Origin of the sequence: Microcoleus sp. PH2017_09_SFU_O_A, assembly GCF_020738625.1 — a bacterium.
Classification (GTDB): domain Bacteria; phylum Cyanobacteriota; class Cyanobacteriia; order Cyanobacteriales; family Microcoleaceae; genus Microcoleus.
In genome coordinates, this window is the sequence record NZ_JAEQCF010000007.1 from 220,514 (window position 1) to 242,633 (window position 22,120).

At 44.3% G+C, this 22,120-nt stretch carries 20 protein-coding genes; 14 read left to right on the forward strand and 6 right to left on the reverse strand.

Annotation, left to right across the window (positions count from 1 at the left end):
• The first annotated feature begins 14 nt into the window (after window positions 1-14).
• The 9 genes from speB to JGK16_RS05395 all read left to right on the forward strand — a co-directional run bounded on the left by speB (window position 15) and on the right by JGK16_RS05395 (window position 11,524).
• Complete coding sequence (gene speB, locus JGK16_RS05355) at window positions 15-944, forward strand: agmatinase (protein ID WP_293175516.1); 930 nt, start codon at window positions 15-17, stop codon at window positions 942-944.
• Between the two features lie 133 nt (window positions 945-1,077).
• Entirely contained in the window at window positions 1,078-1,635 is a 558-nt protein-coding gene (locus JGK16_RS05360; protein ID WP_293175514.1) for a thioredoxin family protein, read from the forward strand.
• 243 nt (window positions 1,636-1,878) lie between these two features.
• Window positions 1,879-2,667, forward strand: a complete 789-nt coding sequence (gene modA / locus JGK16_RS05365; protein ID WP_325315809.1) for a molybdate ABC transporter substrate-binding protein — start codon at window positions 1,879-1,881, stop codon at window positions 2,665-2,667.
• Between the two features lie 166 nt (window positions 2,668-2,833).
• The gene (modB, locus tag JGK16_RS05370; RefSeq protein WP_293175512.1) at window positions 2,834-4,828 is read left to right on the forward strand and encodes a molybdate ABC transporter permease subunit; all 1,995 of its coding nucleotides are present in this window, start codon (window positions 2,834-2,836) and stop codon (window positions 4,826-4,828) included.
• A gap of 314 nt (window positions 4,829-5,142) precedes the next feature.
• Window positions 5,143-5,541 carry a peptide-methionine (R)-S-oxide reductase MsrB gene (msrB, locus tag JGK16_RS05375; protein ID WP_293175510.1) on the forward strand — a complete coding sequence of 133 codons (399 nt, stop codon included), beginning with the start codon at window positions 5,143-5,145 and terminating at the stop codon, window positions 5,539-5,541.
• A 129-nt stretch (window positions 5,542-5,670) separates the two neighbouring features.
• Window positions 5,671-6,399 carry a UMP kinase gene (pyrH, locus tag JGK16_RS05380; protein ID WP_293156721.1) on the forward strand — a complete coding sequence of 243 codons (729 nt, stop codon included), beginning with the start codon at window positions 5,671-5,673 and terminating at the stop codon, window positions 6,397-6,399.
• The gene (gene frr / locus JGK16_RS05385; RefSeq protein ID WP_293175508.1) at window positions 6,386-6,934 is read left to right on the forward strand and encodes a ribosome recycling factor; all 549 of its coding nucleotides are present in this window, start codon (window positions 6,386-6,388) and stop codon (window positions 6,932-6,934) included. Before pyrH ends, frr begins: the two co-directional genes overlap by 14 nt.
• A gap of 771 nt (window positions 6,935-7,705) precedes the next feature.
• A complete protein-coding gene (locus JGK16_RS05390; protein WP_293175505.1) occupies window positions 7,706-8,176 on the forward strand; it encodes an NADAR family protein in 471 nt (156 codons plus the stop codon).
• 345 nt (window positions 8,177-8,521) lie between these two features.
• The gene (locus JGK16_RS05395; RefSeq protein WP_293175503.1) at window positions 8,522-11,524 is read left to right on the forward strand and encodes a GAF domain-containing protein; all 3,003 of its coding nucleotides are present in this window, start codon (window positions 8,522-8,524) and stop codon (window positions 11,522-11,524) included.
• A gap of 33 nt (window positions 11,525-11,557) precedes the next feature.
• On the opposite strand, the gene JGK16_RS05400 is transcribed toward JGK16_RS05395, so the two are convergent.
• The 3 genes from JGK16_RS05400 to JGK16_RS05410 all read right to left on the reverse strand — a co-directional run bounded on the left by JGK16_RS05400 (window position 11,558) and on the right by JGK16_RS05410 (window position 13,501).
• Entirely contained in the window at window positions 11,558-12,325 is a 768-nt protein-coding gene (locus tag JGK16_RS05400; RefSeq protein ID WP_293175501.1) for a pentapeptide repeat-containing protein, read from the reverse strand.
• A gap of 190 nt (window positions 12,326-12,515) precedes the next feature.
• Window positions 12,516-12,638 (reverse strand): hypothetical protein, encoded by a 123-nt coding sequence (locus JGK16_RS05405; protein ID WP_293175499.1) that lies wholly within the window; start codon window positions 12,636-12,638, stop codon window positions 12,516-12,518.
• 218 nt (window positions 12,639-12,856) lie between these two features.
• A complete protein-coding gene (locus tag JGK16_RS05410) occupies window positions 12,857-13,501 on the reverse strand; it encodes a pentapeptide repeat-containing protein (protein ID WP_293191569.1) in 645 nt (214 codons plus the stop codon).
• Window positions 13,502-14,552: 1,051 nt separating this feature from the next.
• On the opposite strand from JGK16_RS05410, the gene JGK16_RS05415 reads away from it, so the two are divergent.
• Window positions 14,553-14,990 (forward strand): helix-turn-helix domain-containing protein, encoded by a 438-nt coding sequence (locus tag JGK16_RS05415; protein WP_293175495.1) that lies wholly within the window; start codon window positions 14,553-14,555, stop codon window positions 14,988-14,990.
• Window positions 14,991-15,396: 406 nt separating this feature from the next.
• A complete protein-coding gene (locus tag JGK16_RS05420; protein WP_293175493.1) occupies window positions 15,397-15,564 on the forward strand; it encodes a hypothetical protein in 168 nt (55 codons plus the stop codon).
• Between the two features lie 40 nt (window positions 15,565-15,604).
• Here the strand turns inward: JGK16_RS05420 and JGK16_RS05425 are convergent, their stop codons facing one another.
• Window positions 15,605-15,961: a metal-sensitive transcriptional regulator gene (locus tag JGK16_RS05425; RefSeq protein WP_293175491.1), complete on the reverse strand. Its 357-nt coding sequence runs from the start codon at window positions 15,959-15,961 to the stop codon at window positions 15,605-15,607.
• A 285-nt stretch (window positions 15,962-16,246) separates the two neighbouring features.
• On the opposite strand from JGK16_RS05425, the gene JGK16_RS05430 reads away from it, so the two are divergent.
• The gene (locus JGK16_RS05430; protein WP_293175489.1) at window positions 16,247-17,530 is read left to right on the forward strand and encodes an HhoA/HhoB/HtrA family serine endopeptidase; all 1,284 of its coding nucleotides are present in this window, start codon (window positions 16,247-16,249) and stop codon (window positions 17,528-17,530) included.
• Between the two features lie 244 nt (window positions 17,531-17,774).
• On the opposite strand, the gene sbnB is transcribed toward JGK16_RS05430, so the two are convergent.
• On the reverse strand, window positions 17,775-18,800 hold the full coding sequence (sbnB, locus tag JGK16_RS05435) for a 2,3-diaminopropionate biosynthesis protein SbnB (RefSeq protein ID WP_293175487.1): 1,026 nt from the start codon (window positions 18,798-18,800) through the stop codon (window positions 17,775-17,777).
• A 21-nt stretch (window positions 18,801-18,821) separates the two neighbouring features.
• Window positions 18,822-19,874, reverse strand: a complete 1,053-nt coding sequence (sbnA, locus tag JGK16_RS05440) for a 2,3-diaminopropionate biosynthesis protein SbnA (protein WP_293191570.1) — start codon at window positions 19,872-19,874, stop codon at window positions 18,822-18,824.
• 234 nt (window positions 19,875-20,108) lie between these two features.
• Between sbnA and JGK16_RS05445 the strand changes: the two genes are divergently transcribed.
• Together JGK16_RS05445 and JGK16_RS05450 are read left to right on the forward strand one after the other, a co-directional pair.
• On the forward strand, window positions 20,109-21,047 hold the full coding sequence (locus JGK16_RS05445; RefSeq protein ID WP_293191571.1) for a DMT family transporter: 939 nt from the start codon (window positions 20,109-20,111) through the stop codon (window positions 21,045-21,047).
• Window positions 21,048-21,180: 133 nt separating this feature from the next.
• Window positions 21,181-22,089 (forward strand): formyltransferase family protein, encoded by a 909-nt coding sequence (locus tag JGK16_RS05450; RefSeq protein WP_293191572.1) that lies wholly within the window; start codon window positions 21,181-21,183, stop codon window positions 22,087-22,089.
• Window positions 22,090-22,120: the final 31 nt, after the last annotated feature.

The window sequence follows — 22,120 nt, forward strand, 5'->3', positions numbered from 1 at the left end:
TTCAAACTTCCCCTATGCCAACGATCATCTCAACTTCTGTCGTACCCTTTCTCGGTTCCGAAATTGTACCCGACTACGACACAGCCAAAGTAGTTATTTTACCAATTCCCTACGAAGCAACAACCACCTATCGGCGGGGGTGCGAAAACGGGCCGGCTAAACTGCTAGAAGCTTCTCACCAGCTCGAATGCTACGACGAAGAACTCGATCGCGAAGTTTGCTACGATGTTGGTATTTATACCGCATTGCCGATCGCCGATACCCGCAACCAGCAACCAGTATCATCCCTAGAAATGCTGCAAGTCACGCAACAAACCGTGCACCAGCTAATTACCGAAAATAAGTTTGTCATCTCCCTCGGAGGCGAACACAGCATCACCGCCGGCGTTGTCGAAGGCTACCGCCAAGGATACCCCGACGAACCCTTCACAGTCGTGCAAATAGACGCCCACGGCGACTTGCGGCACGAATACGAAGGCTCGATTCACAACCACGCCTGCGTGATGCGGCGGGTTGTCGATATGGGCTTACCGACACTGCAAATCGGGATTCGCGCTATCTGCAAAGAAGAAGCCGACTTGATTAAAGCCAAACAGCTAAACGTGTTTCGAGCTCGGGAAATAGCTAATCAACCGGATTGGGCCGATCGCGCAATTGCTAGCATAACAACCAAACGAGTATTTTTGACGATCGACCTAGACGGCATCGATCCGACATTAATACCAGGAGTTGGCACGCCGGAACCAGGTGGGTTAAATTGGTATTCGCTCACCGGATTTTTACGCCGGTTATTCGAGTCCTACGAAGTCATCGGCTGTGACATCATGGAACTAGCACCTGTTGTAGATTCTGTAGTCTCAGAATTTACCGCCGCCAAACTAACATACAAAATGATTGGATATCAAGCTCTGGCGAAAGGTTGGCTAAAGCAAGACGAGGAATAAATCGCCAAGTCCGAATTCAAATAGGCTGTTAGTCAGGCTATAATTAAGGTAAAGTCCAAAAATAACCTATTAGATTCGCACCGATCCTTTCATCTTTCATCTTAGAAAATACTGCTCCTCACATCCTGAAAAAATGAGTTTAATCAGCGAAACAACAGGTACTCCCATTAACGGCTACGCTCCCGATTTTGAACTTCCGGGAGTTGACGAAGACGTTCACCATTTATCTCGATATTTAGAAAAATTTCGAGCGATAGCGGTGATATTTTTGTGCAATCAGTCTCCCTGCGTCCAGTTGTATCTCAATCGCCTCAAACAACTGCAAGCAGATTTTCAAGATAGAGACGTTACTTTAATCGGGATTAATGCTAATGATGCCAACCAGCATCCCGACGAAAATTTTGAAAATATGAAAATTTTTGCAGCCAACAATCAACTCAACTTCCCGTACATCCGAGATATGGCTCAAGATGTGGCTGAAAGTTTTGGGGCTTCTCATACGCCGGAGGTTTTTTTGTTAGACCAAGACGGCAGATTGCGCTATAAAGGTTTAATAGACGACAATGCCGACAATTCAGAAGCGGTGCAATTTTCTTATTTGCGAAGTGCGATCGACCAATTGCTGAATGACCAACCGATAGAACCTTCGAGTACAGAGGCGATCGGTTGTGCCCTCAAATGGCGGGAATAGACGGCGGTTGAAACCGCCAGAAAGTCAAACATAGACGGCGGTTGAAACCGCTCCTACACAAACATAGACGGCGGTTGAAACCGCGTCTACACAAACAATGTCCGCCTCCGCGGACTGAAGAAGATAACATATTTTAACCGCTTGCTCTTCAACCCGCGGAGGCGGGTTTTGTATGTATCGACGCGGTTTCAACCGCCGGGTCTTCAACCGCCGGGTCTTCAACCGCCGGGTCTTCTATTTCCCATGAACTCAAAAAATACACATATTCTCAATTTAATTATCGCAGGAATGGTGGCGATCGCACTACTGATTAGTTGCACTCCAGCCACAACGCAGCAGCGCACATCTTTAACCATATCCGCTGCAATCAGTCTTTCGACAGCCTTAACAGAAATCAAAACAGTATATCAAAGCAGCAATCCCAATGTTAATATTACCTATAATTTTGGTGCTTCCGGCGCCCTAGCCCAGCAAATTCAGCAAGGAGCCCCAGTAGATGTATTTTTTAGCGCCGCTACCAAACAAATGGATGCTTTGCAGCAAGCTAATTTGCTCCTCAACCAGACACGACGAAACCTCCTGACAAATCGCCTGGTATTGATTGCACCCAAAAATAGCGCTGTTTTGACCGATTTTAAACAGTTGACAGATGTTAAAATCAAGAAAATTGCGATCGGCGAACCCAACAGCGTCCCCGTCGGACAATACGCCCAAGAAATGCTAACTAAACTAGGATTGTGGCAGCAAATTAAGCCAAAATTAGTGCTAGGAAATAACGTCCGCCAAGTGCTGACATTTGTCGAAAGCGGAAACGTTGATGCTGGCATAGTCTACGCCACTGACGCCAAAACATCCGACAAAGTAACTGTACAGCTAACGGCCGCCGCAAATTTGCACTCGCCCATTGTCTATCCCCTAGCAGTTATCAGAAACAGCCGCCATCCCGCTGCCGCAAAAACGTTTGTTGAGTTCTTGGCGGGCGATCGCGCTAAAATAGTATTTCAGAAATATGGATTCGGTTTAGCTCGTTAATTAGCTAAGATTAAGACGGCGGTTGAAACCGCGTCTACACAAACGAAGTCCGCCTCCGCGGACTGAATAAAATAACATAATTTTAATCTCCTGTTCTTCAACCCACGGAGGTGGGTTTTGTCTGTATAGACGCGGTTTCAACCGCCCGGTTTTATTAATCCCAAATATGGAATTCGACTTATCTCCATTGTGGATATCCCTAAAAGCATCCGCCATCGCCACATTTCTTACATTCTTTCTCGGAATCGCCGCCGCCCGCTGGATGCTTTCAACTCGCATCCGAGGTAAAGCCTTAATTGAAGGCATTTTCATCTCTCCCTTAGTTTTGCCGCCCACAGTAGTCGGATTCTTGTTGCTGCTGCTGTTTGGGAGAAATGGCGCGATCGGTCAATTGTTGCTAAAATTCGACTTAACAATCCTCTTCACTTGGCAAGCCGCCGTCATTACAGCCACAGTCGTATCATTTCCCCTGATGTACAAAACTGCTTTGGGATCTTTTGAGCAAATTGATGCCAATCTTCTCAACGCAGCCCGCACTTTAGGCGCCTCCGAATGGACAGTTTTTTGGCGGATTATGCTACCTCTAGCCTGGCCGGGAATTTTAGCAGGAACTATTCTCGCATTTGCCCGCGCTTTGGGTGAATTTGGCGCGACTTTGATGTTAGCTGGGAATATTCCCGGACAAACTCAAACTATCCCGATGGCAATTTATTTTGCTGTGGAAGCTGGGGATATGAGGCAAGCTGCTATTTGGGTTTTGATTGTGCTCAGTCTTGCTTTGACGATGCTCACTGCTGTTAATTTTTGGACTGATTTACAAAAAAAATCTCCCCAACCAAATCCCCACTATACTAATCCTAAGTCAGCCACAAAACTGGTTCAGGCTTATCCTCGGGACGGGCAAGATGCCCATCCCACAATTCTGGACGGGCAAGATGCCCATCCCACAACTCATTTAGGATTGGGATATAAATGGGACGGGCAAGATGCCCATCCCACAACTTATTTAGGATTGCCATATAAACGGCAATCTCATATTCCCAAAAATGCACCAAATCTTACCCCAAAATACCCAACAAAACAATCGCAAAGTGGACTTTTTCTAAACATCTTTAAACCTCTTTCTGGCTTTGCCTTAAATGTCGGTTTCGATATCGGGCAGGAAGTGCTGGGAATTTTGGGCGCGTCGGGTTCTGGCAAGAGCATGACTCTGCGCTGCATCGCCGGTTTGGAAACTCCAACTAGCGGTAAAATTGCAGTCAATGGTAAGGTTTTATTTGACTCAGTACAGGGCATTAATGTGCCTTCTAAAGACCGCCGTATCGGTTTTTTGTTTCAAAACTATGCTTTGTTTCCGCACTTGACTGTGGCTGAAAATATTGCCTTTGGCTTGCAGCATTTATCTACAAGCGAGCAACAACTTCGAGTCAAAGAACAATTAATTTCGGTGCAAATGTCGGGACTTGAAAATCGCTATCCGCAGGAACTTTCGGGTGGCCAGCAGCAGCGGGTGGCTTTGGCGAGGGCGATCGCGAGTTCGCCAGATTTGCTGCTGTTAGACGAACCGTTTTCGGCTTTGGACACGCACTTGCGGAGTCAACTGGAACGGGAGTTAATGCAGGCTTTGGCTAATTATCGAGGCATTACTTTGTTTGTCAGCCACAATTTAGAGGAGGTTTATCGGGTGTGCGAGAATCTGTTGGTTTTGGCTGATGGAAGTGCGATCGCCTTTGATACCAAACAGAACATTTTCGATCGCCCGCGCAACTTCACCGTCGCCCAGTTGACTGGCTGTAAGAACTTCTGTGCTGCTAAACCGATCTCCGAAACTGTCGTGGAGGCGATCGACTGGCGCTGCGATCTGACTGTCGCCGAACCAATTCCCAAATCTCTAGTTTCTGTAGGAATTCGGGCTCATCAAATCAGTTTTGTTAGCGCCGCGCGCGATCGCGAAAATACATTTGCTTGTTGGATCGCCTCAACCGTGGAAACTCCCCACCGGGTGACATTATATCTCAAGTTGCACTCGCCTCCCCACGATTCCCAAGATTATCACTTGCAAGCTGAAGTTTTCAAGGAAAAGTGGCGGGCGATTAAAGACAATCCTTTTCCCTGGTATGTTCATTTGGAGCCAATTAGGTTAATATTAATGGAGGCATGATACCAATTTTTTATGAGGTGGCTCCCGAATCAGATCCCCCCTAACCCCCCTTAATAAGGGGGGGACAAGATTCTTCTCAAAGTCCCCCTTCTTAAGGGGGATTTAGCGGGATCGGATTCTATGCAACGACCCATTAAATTGGTATGAGTTAACTAGCTATAGCCGAAGGAAGAAGATAGATGTGAAGATGCAATAAAATCAATGGTTTTAGCAATTAATAACGTCCTAACTACCTTAGTCGTTGCTATATATACAGTCAACAGTCAACAGTCAACAGTCAACAGTCAACAGTCAACAGTCAACAACATTAAACCATGACAGACAAAGTTAAGAAAACCGATGCCGAATGGCAACAGCAACTAACGCCAGAACAGTTCAAAGTCACCAGAAAAAAGGGAACAGAAAGAGCTTTTAGCGGCGAATATCACGACAACAAAAAGCCGGGAATTTATAAGTGTATTTGCTGCGGCACTGAGCTATTTGAATCAGAAACAAAATACGATTCCGGTACCGGTTGGCCGAGTTTCTACGCTCCCATTAAAGAAGAAAATGTCAGGAATGAGGCGGATAATGCCTTGTTCATGCGCCGTACTGAGGTACTGTGTGCTGTTTGTGACGCTCATCTCGGCCACGTATTCAACGATGGGCCTAAGCCAACCGGTCAGCGTTACTGCATGAATTCTGCTGCTCTTGATTTCGATCCCAAGGAATAAATTTAGTCGAGAGTTCTCACCCAGGTGTGCTGGAACAAGCTCAAAAGCCTGTTCCAGCCAATTGATGTTCAAAATGCACCCGTGCTGCTATCTTATGGTGGAGACAAAAGAGTAAAAAATAGTGGCGGCATGGGGATGGTTTATCAGCGGGTTTTGCTGAAGCTCAGCGGTGAAGCGCTGATGGGTAGCTTGGGCTACGGTATCGATCCGGTAGTCGTTGGGTCGATCGCCCAGGAAGTGGCGAAAGTCGTTTCCGAAGGGATTCAAATCGCGATCGTTGTCGGCGGCGGCAATATTTTTCGTGGCGTGAAAGCTGCTTCGGCAGGGATGGATCGGGCAACAGCCGACTATGTGGGCATGATTGCTACGGTAATGAATGCTATCACTTTGCAGGATGCACTGGAACAAGCAGGAGTGCCAACAAGGGTACAATCGGCGATCGCCATGCAAGAAGTAGCTGAACCCTACATTCGGCGGCGCGCCATTCGTCACTTGGAAAAAAAACGGGTAGTGATTTTTGGTGCCGGTTCTGGTAATCCTTTCTTTACTACTGATACTACAGCCGCTTTGCGGGCGGCTGAAATTGATGCAGAGGTGATTTTTAAAGCGACGAAGGTAGATGGGGTGTACGATTCTGACCCCCACGTCAACCCAGACGCACGCAGGTATCAAACCCTCACCTACGCCCACGTCTTGAACCAAGACTTGCGGGTGATGGACAGTACCGCGATCGCCCTGTGCAAAGAAAATAATATTCCTATTATGGTATTTGACCTCTCGGTATCGGGCAACATCTACCGTGCCGTAATGGGAGAATCTATTGGAACTCTTGTCGGAGGATTTTGTGAAGTTAGCTGAAGCAGAAGATCATATGCAAAAGGCAGTTGAGGCTACTCAACGGTCTTTTAATACTATCAGGACGGGACGCGCCAACGCCTCCCTGCTCGATCGAGTCATGGTAGATTATTACGGAGCTCCAACTCCGATCAAATCCCTTGCCAATATCGGAACCCCGGATGCGACAACGATCAACATTCAACCGTTCGATCGCACAGCGCTTACCTCAATCGAAAAAGCAATTTCCCTGTCCGATGTAGGCCTCGTACCTAACAACGACGGTTCAGTTATTCGCTTGAACATTCCACCGCTTACAAGCGAAAGACGCCAAGAATTCGTCAAAATGGCCTCGAAGTTTGCCGAAGAAGGTAAAGTCGCAATTCGCAATATCCGTCGCGATGCCGTTGACTCGATTCGCAAGCAAGAAAAAAGCAGCGATATCTCTAAAGATGAATCGCGAGACTTGCAAGATAAAATTCAAAAACTGACGGACAAGTACATTGCCAAAATAGAAGATGTTCTGGCATCGAAAGAGAAAGACATCACGACAGTTTAGAGTCTGAGAAATTGGGCATGGGGAAAGTGCAGCAATCTTAGCCGGAAAAAGGAAAATAAAGTATAGCCTTTCTCAAAAAAGTGAGGTATGCCCTATGCCCGGTTTGGCCTATGCCCACGGAGCCCTATGCCCACGGAGCCCTATGCCCACGGAGCCCTATGCCCATGAGTACCTCATATGGGGGATCGAAAGGCTATATGTATTCTTAAATCCCAATTTCTGGCGATCGATTCCTCATTCCCAATTCTCGATCGTTAATTACAATAGAAATTACATCGTTTCCGTTGCCTCAGCATCGGAATCATAATTTTTTCATGAAATCCCCACTTGCAACCGCGTCAGACAATAACAACTGAGTTCTTTGACTTGTACTCCTAGGGCGCGCACCGCACATCATCAGAGAAGCTGCTGCGCCAGATCGATTTCTCTGGCGATTGAGAGGCATAGAAGGCGATATAAAGAAACGAATTAACGATTTTTGATGACGATCGAAATATACAATTTAAATGCACAAGTGCAATTCGTCAAGCGAGTATCTCAGCTTTTTATTTGAGTGCGAGCGGGACAACACTCAAATAATACCAATTTTCAACGAAATAACAGTATTATTGTTCCCCCCCTGATTCATGGGGGGGCTAGGGGGGGTCGAAGAGTGTTGCACACTCTTCGATAAATGGTATAAAAAATGCTTTTTATCAAAATTAGATGCTCCCTTCGTCAATACTGTAAAATTGAAAATGTAAAATTTAATATCTAATATCTAATATCATTATGATAATTTATTTTTATAAAGTAGAGGATCCTTACGGCTGCTTTTCCAATTTTTCACTACACGACATTTGCTTGTACGGTCAAGATTGGTTGACTGTGGAACATTACTATCAAGCCCAAAAATTTGTCGGTAGCGCTGATGAAAGATTAGTGGCCGCAATTCAATCCGTACCAACTCCTCAGGAAGCCGCCAAATTAGGCCGCGATCCAAACCACCAAATGCGCCCTGATTGGGAAGCGGTAAAAATTCCCATTATGCGCGAGGCAGTTTTAACTAAGTTTCTCACTCATTCAGACATTCAAGCTATTCTCCTCGCCACAGGGGATCGAGTGATTGTGGAGGATTCGCCAACAGATTACTACTGGGGGTGCGGCTGCGAGGGAACGGGCCAAAATCATTTGGGTAAAATTCTGATGAGCGTGCGAAGCGAAATTAGTCAGCGCCCGGGGCCAGATCAAAACTCACATTAATCTATCATTATATGAAGTTATACAAACTAATGTCAACTTATCCTAAAAATAAATAATTCTGAGACTGAGAATTCAAGATTGCAAGAAATTGATAAGAGGATTAAAATAATAATTATCATTTGGTTAAGTCGCCCTGTCTGTAGAAGGTAAGGAATACACCACAGGCGATCGCCGATTTTTGTTCTTCAGGGTGCCACAGGGGATACACGGTCGTCACTAAGCAGTACGCCACGGATTAATAGTAAAGCTCGGTTTAGTCAAAAACTCAGGCTCGTAAAGTTGAGTTCGATCGCGAATGTAGATCAAAACTTCTTATTATCATTCCATAATTGCCAAAGGAGATTTATGCAAATCACAGAAAATACGCAAGAATTACATCATAAACTAGACAAAGAAGTTTTGGTAAGGCGAATCACAGAACGCATCCGCCAATCTCTAGAATTAGAAGATATTTTAACCAGTACAGTAGCAGAAGTGCGGTCTTTTCTGAAAACAGATCGCATTATGATCTACAGGTTTAGTGCCGACGGCTGCGGAGAAGTTGTTGCCGAATCAATTAATAATATATATCTCCCTTCCTTGAAAGGTCTCCATTTTCCAGTAGACGACATTCCTCCCAGCGCGCGGGAGATGTATGTCCGTATGCGCCAGCGGACAATAGTAGATGTTAACTCCGAGACGATCGCCCTCAGTCCCGTTGATGCTGCGGATACCGGTCAACCTTTAGTAAATGAAGAAATCCACTATCGCTCGCTCGATCCTTGCCACAAAGCTTACTTGATGGCAATGGGAGTCCAATCTTCCTTAGTCGTGCCAATTTTGCACCACAGGAGTGTGTCGCAACAGAACAAAACAGAGATCTGCGAGGCCCCCGCCTGCGTAAGTAGATGCGAGCCTGGAAGCGATCGCCAAACTCACATCGAACTGTGGGGACTGTTAGTGGCTCACCACTCCTCCCCCCGCAATATTTCATCCACAGATTTAGAAGTAGTTCAGCTCGTAGCAGATCAATTGTCGATCGCCATCGGCCACTCGCTCCTGCTCCAAAAAACCCGCTCTCAAGCATCTCGGGAAGCCACCGTCAGTCGCGTCGCAGCCCTGTTGTACGGTCAGATCGACATTCAACTACAACAGGCTTTGGAAGCCACTGTCACTGCTTTGGGGGGGAGTGGCGGCCGACTCTATCTCAACCCCCGGAAAATCAACAGCGAACAGTTACCGGTTCCCCAGATCGATCGAAGATTTCCCATTGCCCCTACTGCGATCGATGCTACCTTTGAACTGTTCGTCACAGGGACTCAACCGACACTTCCCCATTGGGAAACAGTCAGCGCGATCGAAGCTCATCCCCTCTGGCAACAATGGCTAACCACAGGATTGAAAAATACCCCCGATTTTCCCAAATTCCCAATTCCCAATTCCCAATTCTGGGCTTGGATAATTACAGACTTATACAAAGAATCTCTATTTAGAGTGTTAGTTCCAGCTTTCCAAGGAACTCAAATTCGGGGTTTGCTGGTAATTCCCCTCCACTACCAACAACAAGTAGTTGGCTGTTTGACCGTTTTTCGCAATGAAATTGATACCGAAAAAATGTGGGCGGGGCGCTTTGACAGCAGTGTTGCACAAATCCTTCCCAGACAATCCTTTGAAGTCTGGCGAGAAATCAAAAAAGGTCAGTCGCCCGAGTGGAAATGGGAGGAGATCGAGCAAGCTTTAGCGATAGGGAGCCAATTTTGTTCGGCAATTGGGCAGTACCTTCTTCATAAAGAAGTGCAAGCCCTGAATGCCAACTTAGAGCGCCAAGTTCAAGAGCGTACCGCCCAATTGCAAAAATCCTTAGAGTTTGCCCAAGTATTGACGCGAGTCAGAGACCAAATTCGCAGCACCTTGGATTTAAAGACCATACTGCAAACTATTGTGCGGGAAGTGAGAGTTTTGTTAAATACCGATCGCACGGTAATTTTCCAATTTGGTGCCTGCGAACACGGCGAGGTAGTTGTTGAAGCTGTTCGCGGCCACTGGCAGTCAATTTTAGGTATCAAATCTCCACATGAATGCTTTCCCGAAGACTCAGACTGCTTTTATCGATCGGGACGGATGCGAGCAATTAATGATATTTATACTGAGGATTTAACGCCCTGTCACCGCGAATTTTTGGAAAACTTGCAGGTGAGGGCAAGTTTAATTGTGCCGATGATCGGCAAAGATGCCGAATGTTGGGGGTTGCTGATTGCCCACGAGTGTTCTGGGCCGAGGGTTTGGCCAACCGCAGAACAAGAGTTACTGCAAAATTTGGCCTCTCAAGCTGCGATCGCCATTCATCAAGCAGAACTTTATCAAGAAAGTCTGAATGCAGCAGCAGCCGATCGAACAAAAGCCGAACAACTAGCTAAAACCGTCACTGAACTGAACAATACCCAAGCCCAACTGATTCAAACCGAGAAAATGTCCAGTCTCGGACAACTGGTGGCCGGCGTCGCCCACGAAATCAATAACCCCGTTAACTTTATCTACGGCAATCTCTCCCACGCCAGCGAATACAGCAAAGATTTGCTCTGCTTGGTGGATCTCTACCGCCAGCACTATCCCAATCCCAACCCAGAAATTAGCGAGTGTGCCGAAGCAATCGACATCGAATTTCTTGCCACAGATTTGCCAAAAATTTTGGGTTCTATGAAAGTAGGAGTTGAGCGCATCCGCCAGTTAGTTGTATCTTTACGCAATTTTTCCCGGCTCGATCAAGCTCAAAAGAAAGGCGTTGACATTCACGAAGGCATCGACAGTACCCTGTTGATTTTGCAGCACCGGATCAAAGCCCAGTCGGATCGCGCCACCGTAGAAATCATTAAAGAATACGGCAATTTGCCCTTAATTGAATGCTATGCCAGCTCGCTCAATCAGGTATTTATGAATCTGATCGGCAATGCCATTGACGCCATAGAAATGGGACAAATAGATCGAGTTGTGAATGTTAACTCCCTAGGGGCAAGTACAGCCGTGACATATTTGAGTTCGCAACAACTGGATGTCGGGACAGTAGATATAAAGGTCAATACCGAGTGTTTGATACCTGATTCACCATCCCCTTGCATTCGGATTCGCACCGAATTAATTGATGAAAAAACAGTAGGAATTTGCATTGCAGACAACGGTCACGGCATCCCCAAAGAGTTAATTTCTCACATTTTTAATCCCTTTTTTACTACTAAACCCGTCGGTCGGGGGACGGGTTTAGGACTGTCTATCAGTTATCAAATTGTAGTTGAGAAACACCAAGGGGTACTCAAGTGTGTTTCTGTACCCGGTCAGGGTACAGAGTTCTGGATCGAGATTCCTCTGAATTAGTAAGTTAACAGTTAACAGTTAACTTACTAACAACTATAGAAAATTCAGCAGAAGAGAAGTGAGCGACTCCAGAATACTCATAAAGCTGCCGCCCCCAGTGCGCGGCTCCGTTGGCTTTTGGCGGGCCACAATTGCTTCTGCTAGCTGCTTTGACAATTCCTGACCTTGGGGATTTCCTTGAGTGGTAAAGAGTTGGTTTGCTCTTGCAACATCTTGAGCCGCGCCGGCGAAGTCTCCCAAGTCAGCGCGAGACATACTGCGCGCAAAATAAACCGCAGCTATATCCGATTTCAGATTCAGGGCTTGATTGTAATAGTCAATGGCGTTTCTGTAGTTTCCCGCTTGAGCTTCCAGCACTCCCAATCGGTAGAAGTCTTCTGCGGTACCAATATTAGTTGGCATTCCTCTAGCACCCAGCAGTTGGGCGTTAGTTAAATTGGCGTCAGTTAAATTGGCGTTGCTGAGATAGGCGCTTCTCAAGTCAGCACCGCTGAGGTTTGCCCCCGTCAGGTTTGCTCCCGTCAGGTTGACGCCAAACAAACTGGTGCCGCTGAGGTTTGCCCCGCTGAGATCTGCCCCAGTGAGGTTGGCTCGGCTGAGGTTAGCCAATCTCAAGTCAGCGCCTTTGAGATTTGCTCCTGTTAAGTTGGCTAAAACCAGACCAGCGCTGCTGAGGTCGCAGTTTGGGCACTGTCGGGTGGCTAGTAATTGTTGCGTGTGTTGAATGTTCTCGGCCTGTGCAGGGGCTAGAGGGGCGATCGCGCTCAGCAGCGTTGCAGCAGCCATGATTCTGAGTTTCATCTTAAGCATCCAAAATCCCAATTAATAAATCTAAAATAGCTTTTATCGCAGCAATTGAAAATCTAGATCGCAGACATTGCTAAATATTGCCAGATTCTCAGCTATCTATCCCAGACATCATACATAGGGCTGACGCACGAGTGGTCAGAAACCGGGTTTTTTAGGAAAATCTTTCGTTGTAGTCCACAGATTAGGTGAAAAACCCGGTTTCTTTGCCCTTAATCCGTCCAGGACTGATACATTGAAATTCACCAGAAAGAATTGGTTGAAAGCCCCAACCCTTTGAGGGAGAAATGAAAATCAGACTATTCATTACTCCAATCCTCTTCCTTCTAGGTAGAGGTCGCTCTCAAACTGTCAACTGTCAACTGTCAACTGTCAACTGTCAACTGTCAACTGTCAACTGTCAACTGTTGAAGGTCTCACCAGAGTTTCAAATAAACGTTTTGCTATCAATAAATTAGGGTAACAAAAAAAATGTTACCCTTAGTATTGGTTCTCGCCAACCATAACATTTAAGACGTAAATTAATCAATCGTGAATCGTACCGTCAGGCATCGTCGCACCCTTAAGATATACTCCGCTCAGGTTAACTTTTGTCAGGTTTGCTCCCAACAGGTTTGCCCCGCTTAAGTCTGAGGCACTTAAAATTGCTTCAGTCAAATCTGCCCTAATTAGGCTCGCTCCCATTAAGTCGGCTCCGCTGAGGTCTACTTTAGTTAAGTTGGCTCCAATTAAATCTGCTTCTGTGAGAACGGCCCTTCGCAAGTTTACTCCGTAAAGGTTTACTCCGTGCAAGTCTGTACGAGAGAGTGTTGCCCGAGATATGTTGGCTCCGATTAAACTTGCTTGGATCAGGGAAGCTCCACTTAAGTCTGCTTTGCTAAGATTTGCTCCCATCAACTCAGCTCGATACAGGTTAGCTTCAGCTAAAAGTGCTTCGGTGAAGTCGGCTCCAGCTAAGTCGGCTCTGCTCAAATTGATCTGGCACAAATTGGCTTTGCCAAAGTTGACTCTGCTGAGTTTGGCTTTGCTGAGATTGGAGCCAATCATGTCGGCTTCAGACAGATTGACTCCAATCAATTCTGCTTCGTAGAGGTAGACTTCGTGCAGGTAGACCCCACTAAAATTTCTTTCTCCTATTCCGTATAGCTTGAGCAATTCGTCAACGTTCATTTTGGCTTCTCTACACCTTTTAAATGAACAATACTCTCCGCAAGCTGCTTGCACCGGATCTTCTGCCATTTTAGACTTGAGATGCTAAAAGATTCACGCCCAGTACAAGACTGCCCTAGACCGTTTGGGGAGGTTGAAGGACAAAACAGGATGCTTGTTCACCTGGGTAAAAATGTTTAACAAAAATGTCAATGTTATCGTACTTCCTAACTAAATCAAAGAATTCTCGCTGGAAAGTGCGATCGAGGCCATAACTTTTTATGGCTAGTTGAGGTTACTGAGTATTTGTGTGATAACGATCACTAATTAATGTTAGTAGTATCACATAGAAGCAACGTTTTCGATCACGACAGGCAGGCGAAAATAGCCGATAGTGGTACTGTGATGTTGAAAATTTGACAATCCCACGGTAGACGTGTTTTACTCAACTGGCGATCGAGCAAGTAATTTCACAGAGGCCTGCCCGCGTGCCGTGAAAGTTGGTTGCACCGTCACTCGGCGCGATCCGCTTCGGCCCATCAGAGTGCTAATGTCTCAGGATTTCTCACAAAGGGAAAGCCAGAAATACACTTCTGGGAGCAGGATAATCTGTGTCTAAATGTGCTTCTAGCTAGCGTACAGACCAAGGTTATATGCTAGCTATAAATCGCCAAGACATTCGCAAAAATTACCAAAAAACACCAGAAAAACCATGATATATGTTTAACAAAAAGAGAATAAATGGTATTCCTTAAAAGTCAACTATTGCAGCTAATGTTGCGGTCGATCAGTTAACTGATATCAGTATTAGCAATGATGCTTGTGCCATCCAATACCAAACTGACTCATAAACCGGGTCTTTCACCAAAAGACGCGTTCCAGCCCTTGCTCCAGGTAAAAAAAAACAAGCTTCTGAGCATCTGAGTAAGTCCAGGCATGAAAAAGTTTAATTGAGATAGCTTGTCTATTCCTTTCTTGGCAAGCAAAAGGCGAGCATTTAGGAGGGGAGAAGATTTTTCTCCCCAGTCAAAAAAAACAATTGTATAGTGCGAATCCTCGTGAGGTAATTGATATGGCTGGAGTATGTAAACTTAGCATCACAGAGACCACAGAAGAACTAAAAAGCCTGTTAACCGAACAAAAAACGGCAAGCGGCTTTCAAAAAATTCAAGCACTTTACCTGTTCAAAATTTGTCACGTTAAGACAGTTAAAGAATTGGCAATGACGATCGGCGTAAACCGCATTACTGTGCAGCGGTGGCTGAGAAAGTACAGATCTGATGGACTTGAAGGACTCCTGGAAACCAAGCACAGCGGTGGCAGGAAGCCGGCGATTCCTCCTCTGGCCCGCGCTAGTTTGGCAATGCGCCTCAGCGATCCCCAAAAAGGCTTTAAAAGCTATGGAGAAATTCAAGAGTGGTTGCAGCAGGAATACAGCATAGAAGCTTCCTATAAGGCCGTTTACGCAACAGTCAGATACCAGCTCAAAGGCAAGTTGACGAAAGTTTAGATAGACAGTTCATCCCAAGTCTGGTTAATCACCGTCCAATTGTTGATACTCAGAGTTTAAAGCTGTTGATGACTTTGGTTGTCACTAAAAACTCACTACTTCTTTTTGAACTAAGATCGCTCTCACCAACTGCCGATCGTATAAATTATCTGTTGTGCCGATTGGGTTGAGGGGGAAAATATTTGATGGTTTTCCCTGGTTGGTGAAAGATGCTTAAGCAATGCGCCCGAATTCATAACTTGCAAGTTGTGTCTAATTTGCAGGTTTTGTTATAGAAGAATGAAGAAGTCATTAGTCATCAGTCATCAGTCATCAGTCATCAATAACGGCTTGCTTCAGGATAAAAAGAAGGAAGAAGCCAGCCTTTAGTTATCGTCGCGAGAGACTTTTCTTTGCAGTTGATCGCATGAGTAAAGCGATCGCGCGCCAGAACTTCCCAACCATCAGTCATCAGTCATCAATAACGGCTTACCTCAGGAGAAAAAGAAGGAAGAAGGCAGCCTTTAGCGATCGTCGCGAGAGACTTTTATTTGCAATTAATCGGATGAAGAAAGCGCACGCCAGAACTTCCTAACCATCTGGCGGGGCTGGTATATGTAAAAAAATGGCAGCGACTAAGGCAAAAACCGATCCAAAGCAGCTTTCAACTCTTCTATTTCGGTATCGATATTGCCTTCTTTCGCGGCTCTGGCAATGCACTGAGTTAAATGTTCGTCAAGAATGATTCTTGCTACGCGATCGAGCGCGCCTCGAACTGCTGCAACTTGCACGAGAACTTCGGGACAGGGACGGTTTTCTTGTACCATGGTTTTGATGCCCCGGACGTGTCCCTCAATCCGAGATAAGCGATTAACCAGCCGTCGCATCGATTCTTCATCGTGATGGTGAGGGTGGACTGATTGATTGTCGTGATGGTGGTGGTGGGAATTTGAGGGTACGGATTTGTCAGTAGAAGTGTCAGATATAATCATCAGGGTTGTGCCATTTGAGATTTGAGATTTGAGATTTGAGATTGGGGAATGAGTTATTCCGTAATGGTTTAGAGCGCTGGACTACAGTTGAATTCTTTTTTTGAAGCTGGTATTACTAGGGAAAATTTTCAAGTTAGAATTGAGAATATGTTGAGTTTGTGCTGGCTCCAGACTCGTGTATTGTAGCTCTCTAAATATATTTAGGATCTTCATAGCGGCAGATTATTGAGTCCGCTCGATCGCACGCCTTTACCAGAATAACCCAGACTAACAAAGATTGACGCTATGCGACTATTTAAGTTTTTTGGCTCCGCACCCCGCACCGATCGCTGGTTCGGACTCATCTTAGGAATGACGATCGCCCTGAGCGCTCTCTTCATCAATGCTGCACCCGCTTCTGCCGCAGACGGCAAAAATCCGCCCAACTGGCAGGAACAGCCCAAAAAAGCCGTGCAGCAAGTACATTGGAGTTCCCCAGCAACTCTCCCAAATCCGCAAATGCTAGCGCTGCGGAGCCCGGAACTCCCGGTGGCTGTGGCGGCAGATACCAGCAGTTTTGTGACGGCGGCAGTCGATCGAGTCGGGCCTGCTGTTGTCCGGATTGATACCGAGCGCACTGTCAGCCGCAACCTCGACCCCTTAATGGAAGACCCCTTCTTCCGCAGATTTTTGGGAGAAGATTTGCGGAGCATGACGCCCAGACAAGAACACTTGCGGGGTCAAGGTTCTGGCTTCATCATTGACAAAAACGGGATTGTGTTAACCAATGCTCACGTGGTTGACAAAGCCGATCGAGTAACTGTCACCTTAAATGACGGCCGGACATTTCCAGGAGAAGTCCAAGGTACTGACGAAGTAACAGATTTGGCTGTTGTCAAAATTAATACCAAAGGTGTTAACTTGCCCGTGGCAGCACTGGGAGATTCCGATGCGGTGAAAGTCGGTGATTGGGCGATCGCCGTGGGCAACCCCCTCGGATTTGACAATACCGTCACTTTAGGCATTATTAGCACTTTGAAGCGATCGAGCGCAGCCGTCGGCATTCCCGACAAGCGCCTCGATTTCATTCAAACAGACGCCGCCATCAATCCCGGCAATTCCGGCGGGCCGCTGTTGAACAGCAGAGGAGAAGTGATTGGCATCAACACGGCGATTCGGGCGGATGCAATGGGTATTGGGTTTGCGATTCCGATCGACAAAGCGAAAGCCATCTACGCCCAGTTAGCCAAGGGAGAACAAGTCAGCCATCCGTTTTTGGGGATTCAGATGATTGCTTTGACTCCGGAAATGGCCAGAGAGAATAATTCTGACCCCAATGCTCCTTTGATTGTGCCCGAAGTTACAGGGGTATTGGTGATGCGAGTTGTACCCAATACGCCTGCTGAGAAAGCCGGGATTCGGAAAGGAGATGCGATCGTTCAAATTGAGGGCGAGAAAGTGACTCAACCCGAACAGTTGCAAAATTTGGTGGAAAATAGCCAAATTGGTCAAATTTTGAAACTGAAGGTGCGCCGCGGTTCCCAGGTTAAGGAAGTTGCCGTGACAACTGCTCAATTGAGGGATTTTTAGAGCTGAAGGGGAAGGGGGGAAATTGTTAAAAACTCCCCCCAAAAAGTTTGTAGTGAGGACTTTAGTCCTATCTTGATAGTTCTAGCTAATAAATGACTTAAACGGAGTGGAAAATATTGAACTCAAAAAAGTCACACAGCTCTAATTTAATGGGTTATGGAGGTTCCGATCGCTCCTGTGCGATCGACCCACAACAGTCAATCAACTCTCAGCAGTCGATCGATCATAGCAATCGATATGTTATCTATATTCGTGTGGGTTCGTAAAAAAAATCTGGAATGGAAACAGTTATTTTTTCCAAGACTGCCCTTTGATATACATAATAAGCAACAGCAAGATCAAGGATTCCCATACCAAATGGCGAATATACGGTTGGCTTGTGTATGTCTAAAGTGAGTTTTCCTTGAATAAGTTGATCGATAGTTCCTGTAACAAAATCTCGGTTTCCAACTTCTTGCTCGGTAAGATGCAAAGATGTTGCAGATTTTAAACAGTGATCTACATCATCGACAATGTTGTTTGACTCAAGAATAATTTTTGATGATAAATCTCGCAAAGATAAATGCAAAATAATTGGATTGTGGGAAAAGACACTAATATCGTCAATATATGGTGCATCAGCCGTTGTAGTAAAACTAATCAAATCACAAGATGAAATCAGGTTTTCTTTGGTCGATGAGATTTGAACTTCCTTGATTCCTCTCTCTTGAGCATACTCTTTCATCGCCATACTGTACTCATCAGCTAAGTCAAACAAATCTAGTGCAGATATTGTCCAACCAGTATTTAGCAAAAATTTCAAGACATAACGAGCAATTAGTCCGCATCCAACAATCCCCAATCTTTTGACTGTTTTTGGTTTGATAAGATTTTGGGCTGCTAAAACTGCTGAAGCGGCGGTTCTAGAAGCACTTATAATCGAGCCTTCAAGACAGGCTATTGGATATCCAGTTTCATAATCATTGAGAATAATCACCGCAGATGCACGAGGGATTCCATGGGCGATATTTTTGGGAAAACTGGCAATCCATTTTATCCCTGAAATATTGAATTCTCCTCCCAAATGTGCAGGTAAAGCAATGATTCTCGCTTCTGGCTTTTCTGGATATTTCAAAAAATAACTATCTGGGTTTATGGTGTTTTTGTCTCCATGAGTAAGATATGCTTTTTGAACTAAATCAATTACATTCGCATAGTTAGTTTGGAGTATTTCATTAACTACTGAACCAGAAATAACTGTAAAATTTTGCTCTATGGTGTTTGTTTTCATGGAATTAATTTTTATTGGTCTTTATATTGCGTTAAGGCAATGAGGAAAGCGTTCCGAAACCCACCGATCGTCATAAATTGTATCTAGGTAGCTCTCTCCTAAATCAGGACTTATTGCTACTATACTTTTCGCTGCATCCAGTTTATGTGCATAAGCTTTGATGCCTGCCAAAACTGTTCCAGTCGAACCTCCGACTAAAAATGTTTTTTCGCGTAGTAAATATCGACACATTTTTATCGTGTCCTCTTCTTTAACTACTACAATATCATCAATTAGACTTTTATCTACCAATTCTGGTTTTCGACTTGTACCTAGTCCTGGAATATATCTTTTACTAGAAGGTAAATCGAAAGTAACCGAGCCAAAGGTATCAACTGCAATAACTTTTGTTTTTAGCTTGCGATCTCTAATGTATTCAGCACATCCCATTAATGTACCTGTAGTACCTGCACCAATAAATAAGTAATCAACCTCTGAAAAGCTTTCAAAAATTGAATGTGCTGTACTCAGATAATGTGCATTTTTGTTCTCGCAGTTCGCATATTGATTCAGCCAAAATAAATTTTTATTTTCTTTAAGCAATCGCTTAATTAAATCAATTCTGCTATTTAAAAATCCTCCATTTTTATCTCTATCTTTAACAATTACAAGCTCGGCTCCGAACAATTTTATATATTTCTCATTCCTAGACGAAATGTTTGGATCGCTGATACAGGTAAAGCGATATCCTTTAGTCGAACAAGCTAGGCTAGCCGCCACTCCTAAGTTACCAGACGAAGATTCGATAATATGGGTACGATCCGGTGATATCTCTCCTTTTTCTTCGAGAGCCTCTATCATACGTATAGCAGGTTTTATTTTGATAGACCCTGCTGGATTAAATCCTTCAACCTTCAAAAATATATCTGCTTTCAAAGACAAAAAATTGTTTAATTTACAAAAAACTTTGTCGAGAACCAGTTCCAAACAGTTTTCAGCAATCAATGGAGATATCATCAAACCTGAGCAAGATGATTTGAAATTCTCAGACAAAATTAAGGGTGTTTCCGTATCTGGTGCATCGTAAAAATTCATAAATTTCTTAAAAGTCTTGGATGGAGAAGAAACAGTTTATGTGATGTTTTTGTTTTACATACTTTCGAGCTTTCTCTATCAATAATATCATGATGTTATTGCTTCTGGGATGGGGGGGGGGTACCCCTCATCTCAAAATGACATTCCACAAGTATTATGGAAGATAAGAATGTTAAGTATCTGAACAAAAAAACTACAAAAAATTTGTATTGCTTGAAGGAATGATTAACAACTATGCTCACATCTGACTCAAAAAAGATTAAGTTATTACGTTATAAGGGACTTATTATGGTGCTGGTGGGGGCCACCTTATGGGGACTTTCTGGTACGGTGGCACAAAGGCTTTTTCAAGATGAGGGATTTACTCCTGGTTGGCTGGTAACAATGCGCCTGCTAATCTCAGGAATATTGTTATTAATAACTGGATGTTTCCGAAAGAATTTCCATCAAGTTTTTGCTGTGTGGCACGATCCCAAAGATCGGATTCGATTAGTGATTTTTGGAATTATTGGTATGTTGGGAGTACAGTATACCTATTTCGTGGCAATTCAAACCGGTAATGCTGCTACAGCAACCTTATTGCAATATCAGGCTCCATTATTTATTATGGTTTACTTAGCAATAAAGTACAATCGAATTCCGAATTATCAAGAGTTTATAGCCCTAGGATTTGCCCTGTTAGGTACATTTCTTCTCGTAACAAATGGATCTGTTCACCAGTTGTCTGTCTCCAGCACATCAATAGCATGGGGATTAAGTTCTGCAATTGCACTTGCATTTTACACATTATATCCATCAGGTTTGCTACAACGTTGGGGTTCTGAAGTAATCATTGGGTGGGGCATGATTATAGGAGGTATTGCATTATGCCCGATCGCTTCTCCTTGGCAAATTCAAGGTCAACATTGGTCTGTAATTACTGGTTTGTTAGTAAGTTTTGTGATTGTATTTGGCACAGCAATCGCTTTTTATCTCTATATAGACAGTCTTCGATACATTACACCTACAGAAGCCAGTTTATTAGCCAGTGCAGAGCCTTTGTCGGCTGTAGCTGCATCAGTTATTTGGCTTCGCTTACCACTGAGTCTTTTTGAAGGTATCGGTGGACTATGTATTGTTAGTACAGTGTTGATGTTGTCGCTACGTCCCAAAAATCCCAGCAAAACATTATAAAAATCAACTAGAAATATCGTCGATCGGAGGGAGAAACAATCAGTTTTTTGATATGTCTATATATCAAGAAAAATTATCAGCTTGCAGCCGTTAACTAAACTGTAATTTAAATCAATAGAGGTTCATACTAACCGTGAAAACAAACAATCAGCCTTGTAATTTTTTCTTAATGACTGAAAATAGCTTTCATCCAACTTATTTAGTGTCACAATGGTACACCAAATTCCAAGGAAACCCATTTTTTAGAGGTATTCTCATACGAGATGATAAAAATGATGCTTCACACCAGAGTAAAGAGCGATTTCATCAATTACATCAGAAGGAAAAACTTTTAACAAGTGATTCTCTACAGGAAATCCAAACATTATATGGTGGACTTAGTAAGACGGAAGAAGCTATGATAAGATTATTTGGAATACCTGCATTGGCACAAAACTCATTTCAAAAAAGTATCTTTTTAGGTAAAACTATAAATAGTGAAAAAGTGAAGGAGTGGCTACAAATAGAATGTAAAAATGAAGGTAAGATTTGTATGTTTGTGTTTTTGGATAAGATTCTTAGTCCTTGGTGGATTGAATTGACAGAAGGTAACATTATTAATGCTCATTCTGCTGTTCTTCCTTATGCAAGGGGTATGTTTGCTGTCGAAAATATGGCATCTCGTGGTGATATTGAAGAATTTAAACGAGTTGCTGGAGCGTCTGTTCATTATGTAGATGAAGGCGTAGATACTGGCCCTATTATTCGGGCTGTCAGAATACAAAATCCCTTTGAATTTCAATCTTTGTCGGAGGTAAAAGCTTATAGTTATAAGCTGGCTTTCGATCTTCTGATACAACAAGCTTCAGAAATGATCGAAAATCCTCAAATACAATCTGTGGGGATCAAAGCCTATCCTACACTCATCAGTCCTGTATTTTCTAGAAAAGACTACACTCCCCAGGTCGAAGAACTCGCCGAAAAGAGATTTATAGAAATGAAACAAGATTCAGTCAACGCTATAAAAACAAAAACAACCTATAAGAAAATTCCTACGGGATAGATCCTCGACTTCTTTAAGAATTCGGGGATCT